This window comes from Dyadobacter sp. CY312 (assembly GCF_021390535.1).
GTDB lineage: Bacteria > Bacteroidota > Bacteroidia > Cytophagales > Spirosomataceae > Dyadobacter.
In genome coordinates, this window is record NZ_JAJUXG010000011.1 from 158,207 (window position 1) to 180,969 (window position 22,763).

At 43.0% G+C, this 22,763-nt stretch carries 20 protein-coding genes; 13 read left to right on the forward strand and 7 right to left on the reverse strand.

Annotation, left to right across the window (positions count from 1 at the left end):
• Positions 1-167: 167 nt before the first annotated feature.
• Positions 168-3,566, forward strand: coding sequence for a carbohydrate-binding protein (locus tag LZG71_RS15685; RefSeq protein WP_233821906.1), 3,399 nt, complete (start codon positions 168-170; stop codon positions 3,564-3,566).
• A 122-nt stretch (positions 3,567-3,688) separates the two neighbouring features.
• Here LZG71_RS15685 and LZG71_RS15690 read toward each other — a convergent pair whose 3' ends face one another.
• Both LZG71_RS15690 and LZG71_RS15695 read right to left on the reverse strand, forming a co-directional pair.
• Entirely contained in the window at positions 3,689-4,270 is a 582-nt protein-coding gene (locus LZG71_RS15690) for a hypothetical protein (RefSeq protein ID WP_233821908.1), read from the reverse strand.
• Positions 4,271-4,335: 65 nt separating this feature from the next.
• Positions 4,336-5,352 (reverse strand): GlxA family transcriptional regulator, encoded by a 1,017-nt coding sequence (locus LZG71_RS15695; RefSeq protein WP_233821910.1) that lies wholly within the window; start codon positions 5,350-5,352, stop codon positions 4,336-4,338.
• A gap of 162 nt (positions 5,353-5,514) precedes the next feature.
• Here LZG71_RS15695 and LZG71_RS15700 point away from each other — a divergent pair, with 162 nt between their 5' ends.
• The 5 genes from LZG71_RS15700 to LZG71_RS15720 all read left to right on the forward strand — a co-directional run bounded on the left by LZG71_RS15700 (position 5,515) and on the right by LZG71_RS15720 (position 8,570).
• Positions 5,515-5,979 (forward strand): hypothetical protein, encoded by a 465-nt coding sequence (locus tag LZG71_RS15700; RefSeq protein WP_233821912.1) that lies wholly within the window; start codon positions 5,515-5,517, stop codon positions 5,977-5,979.
• 121 nt (positions 5,980-6,100) lie between these two features.
• The gene (locus tag LZG71_RS15705; protein WP_233821914.1) at positions 6,101-6,610 is read left to right on the forward strand and encodes an RNA polymerase sigma factor; all 510 of its coding nucleotides are present in this window, start codon (positions 6,101-6,103) and stop codon (positions 6,608-6,610) included.
• A 3-nt stretch (positions 6,611-6,613) separates the two neighbouring features.
• On the forward strand, positions 6,614-7,261 hold the full coding sequence (locus LZG71_RS15710; protein WP_233821916.1) for a hypothetical protein: 648 nt from the start codon (positions 6,614-6,616) through the stop codon (positions 7,259-7,261).
• A 27-nt stretch (positions 7,262-7,288) separates the two neighbouring features.
• A complete protein-coding gene (locus tag LZG71_RS15715) occupies positions 7,289-7,786 on the forward strand; it encodes a DUF1579 domain-containing protein (protein ID WP_233821917.1) in 498 nt (165 codons plus the stop codon).
• A gap of 4 nt (positions 7,787-7,790) precedes the next feature.
• A complete protein-coding gene (locus tag LZG71_RS15720; RefSeq protein WP_233821919.1) occupies positions 7,791-8,570 on the forward strand; it encodes an alpha/beta fold hydrolase in 780 nt (259 codons plus the stop codon).
• 52 nt (positions 8,571-8,622) lie between these two features.
• On the opposite strand, the gene LZG71_RS15725 is transcribed toward LZG71_RS15720, so the two are convergent.
• Entirely contained in the window at positions 8,623-9,660 is a 1,038-nt protein-coding gene (locus LZG71_RS15725) for a hypothetical protein (RefSeq protein ID WP_233821920.1), read from the reverse strand.
• Between the two features lie 113 nt (positions 9,661-9,773).
• Between LZG71_RS15725 and LZG71_RS15730 the strand changes: the two genes are divergently transcribed.
• Positions 9,774-10,961, forward strand: coding sequence for a M23 family metallopeptidase (locus LZG71_RS15730; RefSeq protein ID WP_233821921.1), 1,188 nt, complete (start codon positions 9,774-9,776; stop codon positions 10,959-10,961).
• Between the two features lie 99 nt (positions 10,962-11,060).
• On the opposite strand, the gene LZG71_RS15735 is transcribed toward LZG71_RS15730, so the two are convergent.
• Positions 11,061-11,561 carry a DinB family protein gene (locus LZG71_RS15735; protein ID WP_233821922.1) on the reverse strand — a complete coding sequence of 167 codons (501 nt, stop codon included), beginning with the start codon at positions 11,559-11,561 and terminating at the stop codon, positions 11,061-11,063.
• A gap of 220 nt (positions 11,562-11,781) precedes the next feature.
• Between LZG71_RS15735 and LZG71_RS15740 the strand changes: the two genes are divergently transcribed.
• Entirely contained in the window at positions 11,782-12,348 is a 567-nt protein-coding gene (locus LZG71_RS15740) for a hypothetical protein (RefSeq protein ID WP_233821923.1), read from the forward strand.
• A gap of 6 nt (positions 12,349-12,354) precedes the next feature.
• On the opposite strand, the gene LZG71_RS15745 is transcribed toward LZG71_RS15740, so the two are convergent.
• The 3 genes from LZG71_RS15745 to LZG71_RS15755 all read right to left on the reverse strand — a co-directional run bounded on the left by LZG71_RS15745 (position 12,355) and on the right by LZG71_RS15755 (position 16,217).
• Positions 12,355-13,809 (reverse strand): arylsulfatase, encoded by a 1,455-nt coding sequence (locus tag LZG71_RS15745; RefSeq protein WP_233821924.1) that lies wholly within the window; start codon positions 13,807-13,809, stop codon positions 12,355-12,357.
• 478 nt (positions 13,810-14,287) lie between these two features.
• On the reverse strand, positions 14,288-15,019 hold the full coding sequence (locus tag LZG71_RS15750; RefSeq protein WP_233821925.1) for a DUF6250 domain-containing protein: 732 nt from the start codon (positions 15,017-15,019) through the stop codon (positions 14,288-14,290).
• Entirely contained in the window at positions 15,009-16,217 is a 1,209-nt protein-coding gene (locus tag LZG71_RS15755) for a sterol desaturase family protein (RefSeq protein WP_233821926.1), read from the reverse strand. Before LZG71_RS15755 ends, LZG71_RS15750 begins: the two co-directional genes overlap by 11 nt.
• A 229-nt stretch (positions 16,218-16,446) precedes the next feature.
• On the opposite strand from LZG71_RS15755, the gene LZG71_RS15760 reads away from it, so the two are divergent.
• From LZG71_RS15760 to nagA, 5 genes are all read left to right on the forward strand, one after another.
• On the forward strand, positions 16,447-17,505 hold the full coding sequence (locus LZG71_RS15760) for a LacI family DNA-binding transcriptional regulator (RefSeq protein ID WP_233821927.1): 1,059 nt from the start codon (positions 16,447-16,449) through the stop codon (positions 17,503-17,505).
• Positions 17,506-17,694: 189 nt separating this feature from the next.
• Positions 17,695-18,696 (forward strand): Gfo/Idh/MocA family protein, encoded by a 1,002-nt coding sequence (locus LZG71_RS15765; RefSeq protein ID WP_233821928.1) that lies wholly within the window; start codon positions 17,695-17,697, stop codon positions 18,694-18,696.
• Positions 18,697-18,723: 27 nt separating this feature from the next.
• Positions 18,724-20,103, forward strand: a complete 1,380-nt coding sequence (locus LZG71_RS15770; RefSeq protein ID WP_233821929.1) for a Gfo/Idh/MocA family protein — start codon at positions 18,724-18,726, stop codon at positions 20,101-20,103.
• A gap of 77 nt (positions 20,104-20,180) precedes the next feature.
• Positions 20,181-21,503 (forward strand): sugar MFS transporter, encoded by a 1,323-nt coding sequence (locus LZG71_RS15775; protein ID WP_233821930.1) that lies wholly within the window; start codon positions 20,181-20,183, stop codon positions 21,501-21,503.
• Positions 21,504-21,546: 43 nt separating this feature from the next.
• Positions 21,547-22,737: an N-acetylglucosamine-6-phosphate deacetylase gene (gene nagA / locus LZG71_RS15780; RefSeq protein WP_233821931.1), complete on the forward strand. Its 1,191-nt coding sequence runs from the start codon at positions 21,547-21,549 to the stop codon at positions 22,735-22,737.
• Positions 22,738-22,763: the final 26 nt, after the last annotated feature.

The window sequence follows — 22,763 nt, forward strand, 5'->3', positions numbered from 1 at the left end:
AACCGCTGTTTCTGTTTAGAAAACCAACCAACACCAAAATGGAGTTCAATGGAAAGTTGTTCTATAAATAAATTTCAAATTGAGTAATATTATAGCGATTTATCTACCGTATTATTTCTACATTTAGCACAATAACATCATTTCTTCATCTTTGCTCAATATACTAAATGAAAAAACTTTTGCTCTTCTATTGCCTTTTATTGGTAACATTCAGTGCAGCAGCCCAAACTTTCACTCAACTTCCGGGTAAAGTAGAAGCCGAAAATTATAGTGCTATTTACGGTGCCAACACGGAAACGTGTGAAGATGTAGGTGGCGGACTCGACATTGGCTGGATCAATGACGGTAGCTGGATGGACTACAGCGTCAATGTCCCAACTGCCGGCGGATACACTTTCAAACTCAGAATCGCTAATGGATTCAGTGACAATGCCGAAATACAAATAAGATCCGGAAGTAATGTTTTAGATAGTAGAATTGTCCCTCGTACCGGTGGTATGCAGGGCTGGCAAACCATTTCCATCTTTGCACAGCTTCCGGCAGGCAATCAGACGGTTAGAATTTATGCACAAAAAGGGATTTTCAGTGTCAACTGGTTTGAATGTGTTTTACCCAGACCACTTGCAGGCCGGATTGAAGCCGAAGATTTTGATGTTGCATCAAATGTCGGAACTGAATCAGCCGGAGATACAGATGGCGGAATCAACGTAAGCAATATTGATGACGAAGACTGGATGGATTACCACGTATCGGTTGCCTCAACGGGGCTCCATACATTTGGTTTCAGGGTTGCCAATAGTTATGGTAATGGAATTATTGAGATAAAAGATAAAACTGGCGTCATTCTCGGGCAGGTTGACGTTCCCAGAACTGGCGGATGGCAAACTTACGCCACAGCCAGTACCACTGTAAATCTTACAGCAGGCGATCAGGTGATCAGGCTTTTTACAAAAAAAGGAACATTTAATTTCAATTGGTTTGAGGTAAATGAAGGCGGTTTGGCACCTCAACTCGTTGCATCAGTAATCAGCTTTCCCGAATTCCCTGTTTATACCGTTGGCGACAACAGCTTCAATCTTGCTGCAACCAGCAATAATTCATCAACACCAATAACATATACCTCGTCCAATTCCAGTGTTGTATCGGTAGCCAATGTGAATGGCAACTGGGTTGCTACCATTCTTTCAACCGGGAATGCGGACATTACGGCGTCTCAGGAAGGAAGCACAGGATTTACGGCTGCTCAGCAGGTTACCAGAACAATTACAGTACAAGAAGCAACCGCCCCGTCAACAGCCGTGAAAATTACCCTGGATCCAAAACGCTGGTATCAGCTCACCAACGCAACCAGTGGTTTAGATGCACTCTTTGATGGAAACACGCAAGTATCACTTCAAACGGGCTGGGGAAAAGTGATCAGCGAATACGAAGCTTATTATCCTTTGCTGGAAGGCGAAGAAATGACCATTGAAAGTCTTAAATTTTTTGATCTTGAAGGTTCAACTGCCGACAATCCGGCAGTGCTTTCCATTATCAACAGCCAATGGCAGCGCATCCCGATTGCCACATTCACGGGAGTAAGTTATAATAGCTGGGTAGGCCCTTATCCTGATCGGAATCTATCAGGTCAGGCACAGTTTAAACTCGACAGCCTCGTTGGTGACATCCGGTATCTGGTTTGGGATGTTCGCGGAATTATGCCAACCGAGATGGAAGTTTACGGCACGCATACACCGGCTACGGTTCAACCAACTCCTGTCCCTGCTAAGTCAGTAAGGCTCGGTGATATGTTTGGCGTAAATGGTTATGAATGGAATTTCCAGCACGGCAGTACGCCCTGGCAAAATGACGAATCGATGATCAGCGTTGCCAAAAGTTTTACCGGCGTGAGGCATTATCTGGATTGGGACAAACTGGAATCCAACGAAGGACAATATACATACAACCCCACAATGGCTGGCGGCTGGCATTTCGACTTGATGTACCAACGCTGCAAACTGGAAAACATTGATGTGTTGACCTGTATCAAAACCCAGCCAACATGGATGCAGAACACCTACCCTGTGGGCGAACGTGAAAGTGAATTTGTTCCCGTACGTTACGGTAAGGATTTCGCCGATCCGCTATCTTACATAGAACAGGCGAAGCTGGCGTTCCAGTTTACGGCTCGTTACGGGCGTAATACTTCCGTTGACCCGTCATTACTAAGCGTATACAGTGTACCTAGATGGCCAGGCGACAATCCAAACACCATTAAAATTGGCTTGGATCTGGTGAAGTATCTCGAATGTGACAACGAAAGAGACAAATGGTGGAAAGGCCGTATGGGTTACCAGACTGCCCGTGAATATGCTGCCAACTTATCGGCTTTTTACGACGGTCACAAAAATACTATGGGAATAGGTGTTGGTGTTAAAAATGCTGATCCTACAATGCAGGTAGTAATTGCAGGACTGGTTACTGGTCCCGATTACATTAAAGGAATGGTTGACTGGTGTAAGGAATACCGTGGCTACAATCCGGACGGCTCGGTGAATCTGTGCTGGGATGTGATCAACTTCCACTTGTATACCGACAATACCTCTTCTTCCCAAAGCGGGACGTCTACACGCGGTATGTCAGCTGAAATGACTCCTGCCAACATTATTGTGGAGGATTTTGTAAAAGTTGCACATGATATCTGTTATGATATGCCTGTGTGGATTACCGAAACTGGGTTTGATGTACATCAGGATAGCCCTATTAAAGCAATACCAATCGGAAACAAGTCTGCGCTGGAAACACAGGGCGACTGGATTCTGAGAACTTCTCTTTTTTCTGCAAGAAAAGGAATTGACAAAGTATTCTTTTATCAGATGTATGACGACAATTCAGGAGGCGGTATGTTTGGGTCATCGGGCTTGCTCAACTCCAACCAAACCCGCCGACCGGCTGCGGACTACATGTTTCAGATCAATAAACTGTTTGGTAACTACCGCTATAAGGAAACCACAAACAACGACCCGATTGTGGATCGGTATGAACTGGATGGAAACTCATTGTTCATTTTAACAGTACCGGACGAAGTAGGGCGAACCGTAAATTATTCCCTCAATTTACCAGGTGCGGGTCTTGCTCAAGTATACCGTCCGGTGGTGGGAAGCGATAATATGTCTTTGGAAGAAGTACCTGTTGTAGATGGGAAAATAACTGTTACGGCAAGCGAAACACCGATGTTTGTGGTAGCGGCTGGGGCTTCCAATGCCCGAAAGGCGGCAAGTGTCGCTATAACTCCGACTGTATTGATTGCAGAAGAGGCTGTACCGTTACAAAAAACGGTGGAAGTTTACCCTAATCCGGCTGTGGATCACATCACCATCGACCTGGCCAACACATCCGTAAACGATGTGGAATTAAAGGTATTCGACGCACGGGCAGGCAGACTTTACAAGCAGGAAACCATTTCAAAACCTGACAATACGTTATTGAAAAAGATCAATATTTCGTCATTGCCAACAGGTGTTTACGTTATTGAAGTGAAGCAGGGAAATGATCGTGCGTTCCGCAAAATTGTGAAGGCGAACTAAGGTTGAGTTAACAGGGAGTAGTTTGAAGTAAACAGAATCTCTTCTGTTTGAGCAGCGAATCCAATCTAATAAGAATAAAAAATGGCCTCAAAAGCATAAGAACTTTTGAGGCCATTTTCCATTTATAATGCCAGCATTTCAAGGTAGGCTTCACCTCTTGGTGACAATGAATAGCCCGGTTCGTGACTGATCGTCAGACCGAGATTTTTCAGTTTACGCACATTCAGTTTCAGCCATTCTTTTTCTTTTCTTGCTTTCACGGCAAGATCTGCCGCTTTCATTTCGGGATTTTCACGAATTACCTGCAAAGTTTTCAGGGTCCACTTCCCAATTTTACTGTGTTTGTCCAGATTCAACAAAGCCTCTTTAATCTCTTCGAAATCCTCGTCGCTCAGGTCGTATTTTTCTCTCAACTGGATGCGTGGATCTTCTGAGTCGAACGCAACAGCAATTTTATATATAGCTCCTTCCTTTTGTTCTTCCAATAATTGCACAAGAGCCGAAGCGGATTTAAAACCAGCACTTATAGCCTCTTCGTCCGTGATTTTGGAAAGAGCCGTTTCTTCAATCGAAACGATTTTAAGTACACCCACACTCGTTTTAATCAGGCTGCCTTCTGCAACGGAAAGCTTTTTCCATTTACGAAAAGCCAGCGAAATAGTACCTGATTTTATCCCTTCCAGGTGTTTTTGTTTGAATAGCATGATAACGTTTTACTTTTTTGCAAAGATACGATTTACTTCGGGAGTCAATGCTGCAATGCCTCTGATCAGTTTTGCAGGGTGTTGTTTAAAGCCATCATCCTGTTATTCCGCTTCATATCCATTTTAGCAACATTAAACTTATCCCTGTAATCTTTCGGTGTCAGCCCTGCGCTTTTTTTGAATAACTGCCTGAAAGATTTCAGATCATTGTAACCCGAATTGAGCATCACTTCCAATACGCTCTGATCGGTTTGTTCGAGCAATTTTTTAGCGGCTTCAATTCTTGTTTTTTGTAGATATTCTATGGGTGTGACGCCAGTTGCCTGTTTGAAACGGCGCACCACATTCCGCCTGCTTGCCGGAATATCCTGTATGAGTTCTTCGATCGTACGCCCGTCTTGATATTCTTTTTCAATACGCTGCTGCGCCATGTTCACAATGCCATCGCCGTGGTTCAGAGCCGGTTCGAAAGTCCCGAAATACATCTGATTCTCACGATCCATATCAATCGCAAACATCTTGGCAATACGTGTCGCCATTTCTTTTCCACAATAATTCCTGATCAGATAAAGCATCAAATGGAAACTGCTTGTAGCTCCGCCGCTGGTGTAGGTCCCATTGTCGTCAGTAACCACGGCGTCTGCAGTGAGCAGCACATAAGGAAAAGATGCAGAAAAAGGTATCGTTGCGTTCATATGCGTAGTTGCCCTTTTGCCGTTCAATAGTCCTGTTGCGGCCAGCAAAAATGCACCCGTACAAAAACTTGCTATTTCTGCCCCCCGACCATATTGTTTATGAAGCCAGGGAATGAGAACGCCATTTTCACCAATTGCCGAAGCCAGGTCCTCGGCCGCAAATGCCGGGATAAAAATAAGGTCTGGCTCGCCTGCTTCGGATATCGGGCTAACCATATAGCTTCCATACGAAAGCGGAGTTACTTCGGGTGAATACAACCTGATATCAAAAAAATCAGATTGTCCATCACTTTTATAAAAACGATTAACCGACTCAAATACATCCAAAATAGCCACCACGCTGAGCATACGGTGTTTGTTTGTAACCAATAATGCGAGTTGTACCATTTTCGTAACGTTAACTTTTTGTGTGTAAATAAGCTCTCATCAAAGAATCCACAAGTTAATATTTTTGTCCTGATTCCCCCTTATTGATCACTACACATAGAACCATATTTTACTTCTATTCTTATATTTTCGTATTTTGGTTGAGCCTAAAATACAAACCACATGGATGCTGTTTTCAAAAAAATTAACTTCAAAGCACATAAATCAGTACTGGTTATCAATGCCCCTGAGTCTTTTAATGTAAATCTGGATAGTATCCGCGATGAGGCTGTGATCGTCACCTCCACGGATGGCTTGGATGAAACCGGATTTTGCATGATTTTCGCTACAAAGCAAGCTGAGATTGATGCCCAGGTTCCGGCAATAGCGCCCTTACTGACAGAAGATGCGGTGCTCTGGATGTGTTATCCAAAAGGAACTTCAAAAAAATACAAATGTGATTTCAACCGGGACACGGGATGGAAAATTATGGGTGAATTTGATTTGGAACCCGTGCGTATGGTGGCCATTGATGAAGACTGGAGTGCGTTGAGATTCAAAAACGTTGACAAAATAAAAACGATGAAACGCAATTCGCTGGGCGCATTATCAGAAAAAGGAAAGATAAAAAGCAACCGGTCTGCGTGACTCGGTCTGCGTAGACCGGATTCCACCATTTCAAAATAAGTTTTCCTACAACTGTAGTTTTTCTTCACCCGCTGCGAATAATTAGAAAAACATCATTTACATCACAAGAAGCTTACTGAAAATGGATCCACCAGACAGACAAGACCGATTCCTTTTAGTGATTCAGACCAATAAAGGAATCATTTACAAGGTGGCCAATGCATACTGTCGTGATGCAGAAGACCGGAAAGACTTGATTCAGGAAATTATTATACAATTGTGGCTGGCATTTGAAAAGTACAGGCCAGAATTCGCAATCACCACCTGGATTTACCGTATAGCGCTAAACGTTTCGATCTCCTTTTACCGGCAAGAACACCGCAGAACAACACTCAATCAGCCATTATCGAACAAAGTGGTCTATTTGTATGAGGAAAATGACGATGGCAAAACCACGGCTGACCTCTACCATCTTCAACGTTTTATAAAGGAATTGAAGGAAATAGATCGAGCAGTAATTCTCCTGTATCTGGAAGGGAAAAGTTATCAGGAAACTGCCGATATTCTTGGATTATCAGTCAAAAACATTTCCGTCAAAGTTTTCAGAATTAAAGAATCATTGAAACAGAAATTTTCAACCATAAAATCATAAACAATGGAAGATCTCGAAATATTGAACATCTGGAAATCGTACGATAAGAAACTGGATGAAAGCCTGTTGGTAAACCGGAAGAATCTTGAAGACATTACCAAATTAAAGGTCAGGTCTTTGTTAGGCTCCATGACTCCCCTGAAAATATTTACCATCGTTTGCGGCATTTTGTGGGTCGGTTTTCTGGATGTATTAATCGTAAACCTGTGGCATGTTGCCAGTCCGTTTTTCCTGGCTTCCGCAGGTATTCAGTCATTTTTAACTTCTCTGGCGATCGGCATTTATCTGTATCAGTTGATCCTGATTCATCAAGTCGATATCACAGAGCCGATACTTAATGCGAAGGCAAAAACAGTTGACTTACAACTATCTACCTTATGGATCGACCGCTTGCTATTTTTACAACTACCGGTATGGACCACGTTCTATCTGAGCGGAAACATGCTTAAAACGTCCCCTCTGCCGTTGCTGGTTTTGCAATTAATGATTACTGCTATTTTTACTTACGTTGCAGTTTGGTTATTTTTCAACATCAAATATGAAAATAGAAACAATAAGTGGATCAGGTTTATTTTTACGGGGAAAGAATGGAGCGCAGTAATCAGCTCTATGGAGCTCCTGAAAGAAAACGACTTACAAGAAACTGCATAGATAAAAGCTAAAATTCACACAAACACCATGAGCAAAAGTAAATTTGAAACTTCCCTCGAATCCGGCATTCATGCAAAACTATCCGCTTTAATCGGAAGCTGGAAAGGCACTACCAAAACCTGGTTTGAGCCCGGCGTTGTCGCAGACGAATCGGAAATGTTGGGGACATTCCGGCCTGTGCTTGGCGGACGGTTTGTGATGCATGAGTACAGCGGTAGCCTGAGCGGAAAGCCTTTCGAGGGAATCGCTATTTATGGTTACGACATTCCAAACGATACATTTCAATGTTCCTGGATAGACAGTTTTCACATGGGAACGGGCATTATGTTATCCAATGGAAATGCTATCGAAAATGGTTCATCGGTATTGGGAAGCTACGGCGGACCAGGCATTCCGGTTCCGTGGGGATGGCGAACCGTTACAGAACTAAAATCACCGGATACACTGGTAATAACGGCTTACAACATTTCACCGGAAGGCCAGGAAGATAAAGCAACCGAAACTATTTACACCAGATTGAGTTAAGACAATGACAGAGAAAATTAGTGACTACGCCGTTGTGAACGGCTTGAATATGTATTATGAAATCCATGGCGATGGCGATATACCTCTGGTTCTGATTCATGGAGGAGGTTCCACAATAGGCACCACTTTTGGTAATATCCTTCCATTCCTTGCTGCCGACGGCAAGATTATCGCAGTCGAATTACAGGCGCATGGACGTTCGGGCGACCGACCGGAACAGGAAACTTTTGCACAGGATGCCGATGACGTAGCAGCTTTATTGACACATTTAAACATAGCAAAAGCCAGTTTCCTTGGTTTCAGCAATGGCGGGAGCACCGCATTGCAAATCGCCATTCGACACGTAGAAATTGTACACAAATTAATTCCCGTTTCGGCAGTATTTAAAAGAGATGGATTAATTCCGGGGTTCTTCGAATTTATGCAAACTGCTTCTTTGGAAAATATGCCTCAGCCATTGCAAGACGCATATCTGGAAGTGGCACCAAATCCTGAAAACCTGCAAATCATGCACGACAAAGACCGTGACCGCATGATCAACTTTACGGATTGGCGAGATAGTGATATTCAATCCATCACAGCACCAACGTTGCTGATCGTTGCCGATAAAGATGTGATAACGTTGGAGCATACCATAGAAATGTCCCGACTTATTCCCAATTCCGAGCTGATGGTTTTACCCGGAGTGCATGGTGCTATGCTTGGGGAGATTTGTACGGCAGTTCCCGGAAGCAGAATGCCGGAGTTCGTTGCTGGGATGATTGGGGAGTTTTTGAAGAAGTAAGTAACGTGTAAGAAGGTAGTATTAAGTTCACAGACTGTCATTCCGGTAAAAATTACAATTCCCTCAGATTTTCATTTGTCTTTGAGATTTTGTTATAAACCTTCCTGTTAATCCTCTTCTCTAAGTTCTCAAGTAAGGGTTGATAGTAACTATTATCAGTTTTCCGTGCCCAAAAACAGATATATTCTGTAATTGCCCCTGAATTACATTGACTAATAAATAATTTACTATCAGACAAATTATATAAGGTCTGCTCTGTTTCTGGGGTAGGAAAAGCAAGTAACGCTTCTATAAATTGTTCGAGTTCGCAATAATATTCATCACACCTGCTTTTCCTATTCCTAAGTTTTTTAGAATAAAAATCCAGCAAAATTGGCAAGTATTCATCTGATGGATATTTTCTTATCAGATTAAACAGAAAAGGAGATTCGGAAATGTTTCCAATCGATTCATTGCTAAAAATTGTTTCCAAAACAGAGCTGATAATGTTTATATCCTCAGGTTTTTTAAACCTTGCCAAATAATACAGTAGATAATAATCATTAATGTTAAAATTTTTACTTTTTTCTATTACTGTTGTTCTGATAAAGTTGTAGTATTTAGGTTTTGCCTCCTTACTTAACATTAATATGGTCAAAGCATTGTCATTCAAATACCAGAACCTATCATAATTGAATATAATCGAATCATTCAAGTTTTCTCGCTGTTGCTCACTAATGTATTTGCTCTTCTGCGTTTTCCAAATCATATAATCAGCTATGGTCATATATTCCATTGTATCATAACTTGTTTGTACGTCGACTCGTGCTGTATCGCTAAGATGGTTGATTACCGTTTGATAAATACTTTGAGGATAATGATCAGCTATGAGAGAGAAAAATAGGCAACGGACGTAGGGATTATCGTGTCCCGTAAGATCCATAGCTTGATGTCCATTAAAATTGTTTTTGAGATCGTTGGATAAATCTTTTGATATATATAAGGTCCCTTGTCTTTCTATTTCTAAAATTATGTCCTTTTGCTTTTTATTGAATGAATTACAAGAGGTTAGAATAAACATTATTGCTAAAACAGCAGGTATTGTTTTCATTGTATAAGGAGCCTGAGTAGCTAAAAATTAGCTTCAAGATATCAACTATTACACAGAAAAGTACTTCATGGCACAACTTTGTTAAACGAGTTCATTCTAAACAGTTTAACCAAGTGAAACAAGCTACCCGACTGATACTTACATTATATGGATTTATATATCTGACTTCCTGCAAGCCAGTCCCGGTCTCGCATTGGTTTCCGGTGACACCTCAGGAACATTATGAAAAAGAACTTTATCAGGCAAAACTCGAAAAAACACAGGCCGGACAAAGCTGGTTTCAGGCTGGCAAAACAGTGTTGGATGATACGCTTTTTTCAGTAGCTCCGTATCAGGAAAGGTTGGTACTGGATAGCACCGCGCCTGCTCAGGCACTCAGGTTCAAAATTCCCGAAGGCAGAAAACTGGTTATCACACCAATGCGGGAGCAAAACGACACTATTTCAAAACTCTTTGTTGAAATATACCGCGTCAAAACAAGTGGAAAACACCAACGCATCGACTACATGAAAGACGGTGAAGCTCCATTTATATACACAAATCAAAACGATGACACCTTACTCATCCGCCTGCAAACGGGCTTAAAAGAAAGGTTGATAGCCACCCTATCGCTCACTACGCTACCAAGCCTGATTTTCCCCGTAGCAAATCACAACATGTCCGATGTGATCAGTGCCTGGGGTGCTGAGCGCGACGCCGGTGCGCGTTCTCATGAGGGCATAGATATCCGTGCCAAAAGAGGGACACCGGTAGTGGCTGCTAAAAGTGGCCTCATTACGCAGGTTGGCACCAATAACCTTGGCGGCAAAATCGTGTTCCTCTCCGTCGCAGACAGTCCCTATTCACTTTATTACGCACATCTTGACAGTCAGTTGGTATCTGCCGGGCAAAGGGTAATTGCAGGAGATACCTTGGGACTGGTTGGCAATACAGGCAATGCGATTACAACTTCACCACATCTTCATTTTGGGATATATGCCCGCGGTTCCGGCGCTGTGAATCCGCTGCCATTTGTCAATGACAGAAAAGAAAAAATACCCGGATTGCCCGAACAATCAAAATGGCTTGGAGACAGTGTAAATTTGAGAAAGCAGGCCAATATGTTCACATCTCCACTCTTCCTTTCCTCTGGAAAAATCACATCACTGCCTGCACAGAGTACGGTAAAACTCTTGGCAGAAACTACCAAAGGTTACCGGATTCAGTTGCCTGATGGCACCAAAGGCTATATACCAACAGTTCCGATTACGGGTGCAGATGTCGGAAGCAAGATGCAATCCAGCAAAGCGGGCGACCGCTAACAACATACGAAAAACAGGGAATGCAGAATCCCGGCTGGTAGCCAGCCTCACAATTATCAAAAAAACGGAGGCACCTTTCGATGTCTCCGTTTTTTGGTTTCAAAAATTCCTGTCATCCGCAGATGGACCGTAAATTGATGGCACGGCTATGTCATTCAACCGCATGTAAACGGTCAGCTGCCCGCGATGGTGCACCCAATGATTCAAAGTTTCGGGGATATTCTCAATAGTTGGAATCGAAAATACTTCCTGTCCGTTGTTTTTCATGACAAAGGTCCGGCCTAACTGTTCCTCTGTTGCATTTTTCAACGACTCCTTCGCTTTGGCGAAATTCTCCTCAAAATGATCCGTCAAATCCTGCGTTGTCGACAATTCAAAATGAGGATAAGTAGCAACATCAATTTCACCTTCCTCAATCATGTAAGTGATCCAAGCTGGTATTTCTGCAACCAATAAGGCCAGATAACCCAGATTCATCGATTTAGGATGCGGTTTAAACTCATAAAGCGATTCCGGAATACGCTCAAGACATTTTCTTGTTGCCCTGTATTCCGCTTCCAGTTCTTTGCTGGCAGAGGCAATAAAATGGGAGTGTTCCATAGTGTTTTTGTTTTTTGAATATTAAAACAAAAATTGTACCTGATTATGAACTTACGAAACAAAGTCATTGCGTTGTTTGTAAGCTAGTTATGCAACCACTAGTGACTTCATAATCTGCTTTAATTTTTTACCCAACGGCTCACAAACTAACCACAAAACCAGTAACTTTCTGACCTAAAAACAAACCCATTAAAATTCACACTTTAACTAAATCACCTGTATGAAAATCGCTCTGAATCTGAGTGTTTTACTTCTCTTCTCAATAACCTGTCTGGCTCAGAAACCAGTTGCGGATACATGGTCTAATGTGCCCAAATCGCAGGACGACAGATATACCAACCCCAAAAGCGCCGTGTACGCCGGACCGAATGGCTGGTGGAATTTTGGAGAGGTTCGTGCGGAAGGTGTTTCAACTCCTACACTTAAATATGCCTACAAAGGAGGACTGTCCACCAATAGTGACATTTTCTCACTCAACGAATCTGGCAAACTTCAAATACTAAACCTGGATTTTGGCACGGAGGAACCTGCCCCCGGGACCTATCAGGTTGGAAAGAAGGCAGATCAGGCTGGCAAAAAAGTGATTGTTTCTTTCTCAGACGTAGCAAACAAAGCAATTAAAAACTGGACTGCCGAAGATGGCGCAGGTACGGTTACTGTCACCAAATCCGGTGAATTTATTTATTTTAAAGCAAGGAACATTGTGCTCCAACCCAGCGGGGTTTACAACAAAAACGAATATAAGCAAGCCCTTAAATTGGGTTTTGAAGGTGCATCAAAACCTTAATGCGACTTACTTTTCTTCGGTTTTGCCAAAAGGGAAAATTGTGGATGGCACATGTTCGCTATTCATGATTTTTCCTAGTTCTTTGGCTTTATCCGGAAACTGAGCTGCAAGATCTTTCGTTTCTGCCGGATCTTTTGTCAGATCATAAAGCTCCAAAGGAGCATCGGGATTACCGGCAGCTTTCAAACGTACACCCTTCCAATTGCCCTGCCGAACGGCCTGCCTTCCACCCTGCTCATGAAATTCCCAATACAAGTGGTTATGTTTTTGCTGAGCGCCTTTACCTGTTAGTGATGGTAAAAAAGAAATGCCGTCGGTTGACGAAGGAGCAACTTTGGTGCCGGCAATCTGTGCGAACGTTGGAAGTAAATCCCAGAATGCACCAATGTATTCGCTGGTTGTTCCGGGTTTCACAACACCCGGCCAACGCGCTGCAAAAGGTTCGCGTATTCCTCCTTCATACAAATCCCGCTTCACACCTTTAAAACCGCCCGAACTGTTAAAAAATTTAGGATCCGCGCCACCTTCCAAGTGTGGTCCGTTGTCGCTGGTAAAGATCACCAGCGTATTTTCATCCAACCCTTTTTCTTTTAGTTTATCCAGAATCTGACCGACGTAAAGGTCCAGCCTTGATACCATCGCTGCAAAAGCAGCGTGCGGATATTCCTGGGATGCATAGCCTCCTTCTGTCGCATCCGGACCATAATCCAAACCTTTGTGGGCTTTTTCAGGAAATTTACCCTTGTAATATTGGAAGATGCTGTCCTCGGGTACCAGCAATTCTGCGTGAGGTAATATGTAGGGTAAAAACAAAAAGAAAGGCTGCTTATCATTTTTCGAATCCACGAAATCCAGTGCCTGTTTCTGGATCAGATCGGGCGCATATTGTTTGTTGTAAAGCAAGTTCTGATTCTCTTCCAGCACCACCTTTTTCTGATTGTCCCACAAATGATTCGGGTAATATCGATGAGCAAGGCTTTGACAATTGTATCCGTAAAACTGATCGAAACCCTGTTTGTTCGGGTCGCCTTCTGAGCCTACCGGTCCGAGTCCCCATTTACCAAAAGCACCGGTTGCATATCCTGCTTTTTTCAGAACTTCGGCAATGGTCACCACTGAGTCGGCTATGGGTTCCTGTCCTTCCGGATCCACGCCTTTATTTCCACGAATGTAAGTGTGTCCTGTATGTTTTCCGCTCATCAGCGAGGAACGGGAAGGAGCACAAACGCTGGTTCCGGCATAAAACTGGTTGAACTTCACACCTTCTTTGGCAAGACGGTCAATATTCGGTGTTTTGATCAGTTTTTGCCCATTAAATCCAACATCACCATAACCCAGATCATCGGCCAGGATAAAGATGATGTTTGGGCGTTTTGCTTTTGATGTCTGTGAAGAAGCTGTGAATTGACTTAGCAGAACAAAGCTGAGAAACAGGAACAAACGTATTTGGTTGACTTTCATTTTTTCTTCAAATGTGTACCCTAATAAGGCAAACAAGCCATTTGTCTCCTCAAACAATAGGACAAGTATTTATCCAATAGATGTTTCAAAGCAAGATTGTGATACAAAGTAGAGAGCAGAATTGTAACAGAGGAAAGGGAAGAATTTTTAAAACCACCGACCGACATGCAATCGTGACGAGTTACTCCTGATACCCCTTGACAGCCTTGCCAGACAAACCTGATTGACAACCACCGAAAATCGTGTATGTCTGGCGTAAGCTATCGTTAGGGTATCAGAAATTCATAATTCGTTCGAGTAAAGGATATGTTAAAACTTGTAAGAGCTATTTCGAATTAATAAATCTATTTAATAGATAGACAAAATAAACAAATAGAATTTACACTAACAATAGCCTGATAGAAATTCGTCAAAGAATTCTTAATTCGCTTATATAATTGAACACTTGATAGCTAAAAAATTCAGCACCAGACCATAATCATGGCCTATACACCCGAAAGTCATCTATTTCATGCCTCGCCCAGGTGGACCGAAATCCGAAAAACCCTTCTGTCAATGGCTCAGGATCTTTGTAGGAAAAATACTGTCCGCCATCGACCCAGTAGCTGGTTGTACCATTTTCAACAACAATTTTAATATGGTAAGTATGGTTCGCTTTCAGCAGATGAGCTTCGTCTATATGTTCCTGTAAAAGTGGTTTGCTGCCATTTCCATGGTATTTTCGGAATCTTGTGGTGGAGTTGGTATTGCCACCCATACCTACGTAGTATAAACTCAGCGAATCATAGGCTTCAAATTTTCCATTCCGGGTAAAGAGGTTTTCATTTTTAGGATCGGTGGCCATCCAAAACTGGTTCAAATCTGATAAGCGGTCATTTGTACCACCAGCCACGATCACCCTCCAGTCATATTCAATCACCAGATCACCCGTCAGTTTTTTATTAAACCAAACACTCACTCCTCCCGGAGAGTCAATTACCAGTTTGCCATTTTGAACGTCCACGCTGGCGTTTTCACCTGGCACCATTTCTACTTTCCAGAGTGTGGTATCCAGAGATTGGTTAAAGTGATCCTGATATAAAATGTGACTTGAGGGTCTATTTGACTGGGCTTCACAAACATCAGGAGCTAAAAGAAAAATGCTTACCGAAAAGACAAAAAACCTGAAAGAAAAGAAATTCAAAAACTTGACACCGACTTTACCTACCATAAATTGTATTGAGATATTGACGTTGCAAGGTCGAGAAATATATTAACGAGCCAAAGACCATTCCCGAAAGAAGTACAAACGTGGTAGGATATGGAAAATAGTACAGCGTGGCGAGCAACAATACGCAGCCTCTTGCAAATTCCATATAAAATACCCAGCGACGCTGTTCCAGAATGGCTCCGCAATTGATGAGCGTTATGATGACAAAAACGCCTGTAAGGCTCTGTAATACAATATCAATGTGGTGTTCAAACAAGAGAAGAAAGAAAAGAACAAACACGGTTACCGAAAACTGCCCGACCACATACCATCTGAATTTTTGCGTGCGTGCCCTAACCCTATTTTTCGACAAAAACCAGCTTTCCACCACATCTCTCGCATTGGGATCAAAATCTGCTGGTTTCCCAAATATGACCGCCAATTTTGCCCGAATTCCTTCTTTTTGCTTCACCACATACCAAAGTTCAACGAGATAATGGAAGTGCTGCCACATAAAACTATGGCTTTCCAACGGTTTGGTAAGTCCATAAGAGGGCTCTTCTTTTTCTTCTGCAAAAGTCCCGAAAAGCTTATCCCAAATAATAAACATATCTCCAAAATTCTTATCCAGATACTGTTCATTACTAGCATGATGCACCCGGTGATGGGATGGCGTTACCATAATGTATTCCAAAATTCCGAGTTTCCCGATCAGTTGTGTATGTGTGAAAAACGGGTACAAACCGTGGACAATCAGCATGGTGGTGATCATGGGTGCAGGAAAACCGATGATTGGCAAAACCGACCAGAACAGCGTCCGAACCACTGCCTGAAAAATGGTGATGCGAGTTCCAGCCGTATAATTAAATTCCTCGCTGGTGTGATGGACGACATGAAATCCCCAAAAAAGATTGATCTCGTGGCCAAACCTGTGGTACCAATACCAGATCAGGTCGGTAGACAGAATAAGTGCTATCCACATTAACAGACTGCCTTTTATGTCAAAAATAGCATAGTGCTTGTGCAGATAATCGTAGAAAAAGAAAAATGCCCCGGCTGTGAACATGTCGATAAGACGCTCGGCCACACCTATGTTCATGTTTACAATGGAGCTGGTAAATTTAAATACCGGCTTTCCGAGCCGTTTGGACATATAATATTCCAAACCTATAAAAAACAGGAAGAACGGAACGGCCAGAGCCATATAGTTTAAATTCATATAGAAAATAATAAACTATTAAATTTATAGATTATATATACAAATGTATGAAAGCAAATCTGCAATTTCCAAAACCACGGCAGAATCAATTTAAAGTTAAGTGCGTTGTCTGATCTTCCAGCCAGGTCTGGAAATAGTCTCAGAGATAGTAAAACCTTTTAAATTTGCTCTTATTAAAAGGAAGCAGCATACTTTCGGCACTCTGACTAATTAAACATTGTAGTTCCTCATGGAAAAAGAAAACACATACTTCGGTGTAAAAGAAATAGCCCGGCGAGCAAAAGTGTCTATTGCTACCGTGGATCGGGTGCTGCATAATAGAACGGGCGTTTCAGAAAAAACGAAGAAGAAAATCAATGATATTATTAAAGAACTGGACTATCAGCCAAACATTCTGGCGAGCAGGCTGGCTTCTAAAAAGACTATAAATATTGCCGTTTTCATACCACGTGTTTCACCGGAAACCGATTTTTGGGATGCTCCGCTTCGGGGTATCAGGCGGGCTGAAAGTGAGATCAAAAAATACGGTGTGAAGTTAAACACCTTTTTCTTTGATCTGAATGACAAAGAGTCGTTTCATAAGCAGGCTAAGCTCATACTGGATTCGGGAGTGAACGGAGTCTTGATGGCACCTTCGTTTGTGGAAGAGGCCACACAGTTTGTCGGAGACTGCCATAAAATTAAACTGCCGGTGACGTTTATTGATAGCAATGTTCCTGAGCAAACCAACATTACGTACATTGGACCTCATCTTTTTCGGAGCGGTTATGTAGGCGCAAAATTAATGACCTATCGCCTGAAAAGCGATCGTAAGGTATTGGTGGTTAATATTTCGACAGAAACCGACAATTATAATTACATCCAGATAGAAGAAGGATTCCGCTCCTATTTCAGAGACCATGACCAAGCCAATGAAATTATAAGGATTGATATAAAGGACACCGATCAATTATCGGTAGCGAAGCATCTGACGAAGGTAATTCACCAGCATCAGGAAATTGAAGCAATCTTTGTTACAAATTCGCGCGTCTTCTCTGTCGCCAGATTTTTACAGGAAAACAACTTGACCAACATAGCGCTGGTAGGATATGACTTCTTAAAAGAAAATATCGACTTCCTGAAAAGCAACATTATCGATTTCCTGATTTGTCACAAACCCGAAGAGCAGGGCTATCGCGGGATTATGTCATTGTATCAAAACCTTGTCCTTGGCTCGCTGGTTGAAAAAGTCCACTTCATGCCTATTGACATTATTACCAAGGAGAATGAGGCATTTTATCAAAACTGATATAGGAACATGTCATTCACTCAAAAGAACTTTTGCTTAGGAAAGTTTTCCAAATATCATTTCACACAAAATTAAATGTAAACTTTTCCCTCAAATGCAATGATATGAACAGAATATTGGTAAATTTACGGGTACGTACCCGACACTTCATTTTAAGCTTGCTATTCCTAATCCCTTTAATTATTTGAAATGAATATTCTGAGCAGAAGAAAGTTTATTACGTCAACCGTTGCAGGAGGAGTTGCAATCAGTTTTTTAGATGATTTTTCGGTGAAAGCACAAGTTCCGGCTGGAAAACGGATTGGCATAATCGGACTTGATACTTCACACGCCACGGAATTTACCAAAGCTCTCAATTCTGAAAGCCCTAATCCGGTTTACGATGGATACAAAGTTGTCGCAGCTTATCCCCACGGGAGCAAAGACATTGAATCGAGCGCGAAAAGAATCCCCGGCTACATTGAAGAAGTAAAGAAATTGGGTGTTGAAATCACGACTTCCATTAAAGAACTTTTGTCGAAAGTGGACGTGGTTTTACTTGAAACCAACGATGGCCGTCTGCATTTGGAACAAGCGACGGAAGTATTAAAATCGGGTAAAAGAGTGTTTGTTGACAAACCCGTTGCGGCTTCGCTTTCAGATGCTGTTGCCATTTACAAAGCTGCCGAAAAATATAAAACACCGATTTTCTCCGCTTCCTCTTTGCGTTACATTAAAGGTGTTGAAGCCATTGAAAAGAGCAAAGTACTCGGCGCCGACACATTTAGCCCCGCTGTTTTAGAAAAAACACATCCTGATTTCTTCTGGTATGGAATCCACGGTGTCGAGACCTTGTATACGGTTATGGGCACAGGCTGCCAAAGCGTGACCCGGGTAAACACACCGAATACAGATATTGTGGTGGGAATATGGGCAGATGGCCGTACCGGAACATTCCGTGGTACCCGAACCGGAAAACACGCCTACGGTGGCACGGTGTTCACGCAGGATGGCAACAGAGTTTTGGGACCTTATGCTGGTTATGAACCACTCTTGCAGGATATTATCAAATACTTCCAGACCGGCGTCACGCCAGTCACACCGGAAGAAACCATCGAAATATACGCTTTTATGGAAGCAGCAGACGAAAGCAAACGCCAGGGTGGAAAAAATGTAACACTTGAAAGTGTGATGAATAAGGTAAGAAAATAGAAAGACATATTCCTAAACTCTTAACTCATGAAAAATAACAACAATACTTCTCCAAATGAGGCGCACGCCGACTCCCGCCGCGAATTCATCAGGAAAACAATTGCAGGTTCGGCACTTTTAACTTTTGGCGGAATTCTTCCAGGATTTAGTCCGAAAAGTTATGCTAAGATCATCGGCGCCAATGAAAAAGTACGTGTTGGCATTATGGGCGTAAACAGCCGTGGGCTGGCTCTGGCTAGCAATTATGCCTTACAGCCCAATTGTGAAGTAATTTCCATTTCGGATGTAGATTCCCGCGCTGCCGAAAAATGTATCAGTACGGTTGAAGCCATCCAAAAATCAAAGCCAGCCAACATTCCTGATTTTAGAAAATCATTGGAAAGCAAAGACATGGATGCACTCGTTATTGCTGCTCCGGATCACTGGCATGCCCCGGCAGCCATTCTTGCATCCAAAGCCGGCAAACATGTTTATCTCGAAAAACCATGCAGCCATAATCCGAATGAAGGAGAACTTTTGATTGCAGCCGCTAAAAAGTATAAAAATGTGATCCAAATGGGCAACCAGCGCCGTTCCTGGCCGAATGTAGCTGCTGCGATCAAAGAAGTGCACAGCGGAGCTATTGGCAGGCCCTATTTTGCGAAAGGCTGGTATACCAACAACCGGGCGTCTATAGGCGTTGGCAAAGAGACAGCAGTTCCATCCTGGCTCGACTACGATTTATGGCAGGGACCAGCTCCCAGAACCGCTTTTAAAGATAATCTGATCCATTACAACTGGCATTGGTTATGGAACTGGGGAACAGGCGAAGCACTCAACAACGGCACTCACATGGTGGACCTCATGCGCTGGGGGCTTGGTGTGGAGTATCCTACAAATGTTACATCTTCCGGAGGAAGATTCAGATACAAGGACGACTGGGAAGCACCAGATACCCAGGTAATCAACTGGAACTTCGACAACAACACCGGAATGACATGGGAAGGCAGAAGCTGCAACGGGCGTACTATTGAAGGCAGCAGTGTCGGAGTCGTTTTTTACGGAGAAAAGGGTGCAATTCAGATTGATAGTGGAAACGAGTACAAGATTTTTGACCTGGACAATAAGCTCGTTAAGGAAGTTAAAAATGATCTTGTAATTGATCCACGTAATAAAATGAACCCTTCGCAGGCTCTGGATGCAATCCACATTCAGAATTTCTTTGACGGTATCAAAAAGGGAACAGCGCTAAATGCTGAAATTGTGGGCGGCCACCAAAGTACCTTACTTTGTCAGCTTGGTAACATCGCCGTTCGTACAGGTGGAACGCTGGAAATTGATCCCAAAAACGGGCATATCAAAAATAATAAAGCTGCTGCAAAACTCTGGAAAAGGGAATATCAAAAAGGTTGGGAGCCTACGGTTTAGAGCTTGGAGCATGGATTCCGCTTCATTCTTAGGCCATTCCAACTACTAAATGATATTTCTTACTTAAAACTTTTACGATGAAAACAGCAACAGCTGCTATAAAAGTTGAAAGCCTGACCAAATCTCAGACTTTATTATCGATCTTTCTGATCGGCGTAATGTTTTTTATTTTTGGTTTTGTTTCCTGGGTCAATGCCATATTGATCCCGTATTTTAAGATCGCCTGCGAGCTGACAAGCTTTCAGGCTTATCTGGTCGCATTTGCTTTTTACATAGCTTATTTCGTAATGTCCGTGCCTTCTTCCTATCTGCTTCGTGCGGTTGGTTTCAAAAAAGGCATGATGTTAGGTTTTTGGGCAATGGCGCTGGGCGCTTTCATTTTTGTACCGGCCGCGCTGAGCCGTACCTATGAGATTTTCCTCCTGGGTTTGTTTACCATTGGTATAGGATTAGCCATTTTGCAAACCGCCGCCAATCCTTACATTACCATTTTGGGTCCAAAGGAACGGGCGGCTCAGCGCATCAGTATTATGGGAATTTGTAACAAGGCAGCCGGAATCCTATCTCCTATTGTTTTCGCCGCAGTCATTCTCCGCCCTACTGATACGGATTTGTTTGCACAACTAAGCACCATGTCGGATGCAGAGAGAAGCCTGGCGCTGGATGAACTGGTGAGAAGGGTAATCAATCCGTATATTGGGCTGGGTATTTTTTTGTTTGTGCTGGGAATTTTAGTTTACCGCTCCCCCCTACCCGAAATCGATACCGAACATGAAGATGAAAATCTGGCAACAGTGAATGCAGGCAAGTCCAGTATTTTTCAGTTTCCGCACCTGATACTGGGGGCACTGGCCATTTTCCTTCACGTTGGAACGCAGGTTATCGCCATTGATACGATCATCGGCTATGCCGGTTCCATGAACATCAGTTTACTGGAAGCAAAGGTTTTCCCATCATATACGTTATTCTGTACCATTTGCGGTTATCTGATCGGAATTACAGTAATCCCCAAATTTATCAGTCAGGTTAACGCACTTAGAATTTGTACAATTCTTGGTGCCATATTCACCCTGCTAATCATTTTTGCAAAAGGTGATTTTTCCTTTCTGGGGCATCAGACAGACATTTCAATCTGGTTTGTGGTATTACTTGGTCTGGCCAATTCACTCGTATGGGCTGGAATATGGCCGCTAGCCCTGGACGATCTCGGACGTTTTACAAAACTTGGCGCTTCCATTATGATCATGGGGCTATGCGGAAACGCGATCATGCCACTTTTCTATGGACACTTTGCTGATGAATACGATCTCCGCCAGGCGTACTGGGTTTTGTTTCCCTGTTATCTTTACCTGGTTTTCTATGCGGTAAAAGGCCATAAAATACGAAAATGGGGATTTTAACAAGTGAAACTTTGAACGAAAATGCAGCTAAAAGTCAGCTCCTATGAAGCTTAAAATTACGAACGGCACCATCATCACCCCATATCGGTACATTCCCGATGGAACCGTTTTGGTTGATAATGGAAAAATTATTGCCGTACAGCAAGGAGATATGGACTTTCCGGATTCCGAAGTTGTCGATGCGAAAGGCAATTACATATCACCAGGTTTCATCGACCTGCACATTCATGGAGGCGGTGGATATGACTTTATGGATGGTACCGAAGAAGCTTTCCTGAAAATTGCTGAAACACATGCTCGCTATGGCACTACGGCTATGGTACCTACCACGCTCACCAGCGAAAAAGAGGATCTCCTGAAAACGCTCGATATTTACAAAACGGCCCATCAGAATAACCTCAACGGTGCACAGTTTTTAGGAATGCATCTGGAAGGGCCCTACTTTGCACTTAGCCAGCGTGGCGCACAGGATCCACGTTACATCCGCAATCCTGACCCGGCAGAATATGAAGAAATATTGGCTTACTCTGATTCAATAGCGCGGTGGAGTGCGGCGCCTGAGCTGCCAGGTGCTATCAAATTTGGGCAACGGCTTCGGCAAAAAGGGATAATCGCTGCCGTGGCCCATACCGATGCCATTTATGAAGAAGTTCTCGAAGCTTATGAAAATGGTTACACACTGGCCACGCACCTGTATTCGGCCATGTCGGGAGTTACTCGCCGCAATGCATTTCGTTTTGCAGGTACGATTGAAAGTGCATTTCTGCTGGATATGGATGTCGAAATTATTGCTGATGGGGTGCATCTCCCGGCCCCGCTGCTGAAACTGATCTACAAAATCAAAGGTGCTGACAAAACTGCATTGATCACCGACGCCATGCGCGCCGCCGGAATGCCCGAAGGAGAAAGTGTGCTGGGTCCGCTTCATACAGGCTTGAAAGTGATTGTAGAAGACGGCGTAGCCAAATTACCCGATCGCAGCTCATTTGCAGGAAGCGTTTCCACCGCCGACCGGCTTGTAAGAACCATGATTCAAATGGCAGATGTTTCGCTTCTTGATGCCATAAGAATGATTTCAGCTACACCTGCCAGGATCATGAATGTGGAAAACAAAAAAGGCAGCATCGTCATAGGAAAAGACGCCGACATTGTCATTTTTGACCAGAATATTGATGTAAAAAAAACCATTGTGGGTGGACGTATTATTTACGCCGCTCCTGAAAACCAACGTTAATCCATTTGTAGAATCCGTCCTGGAAC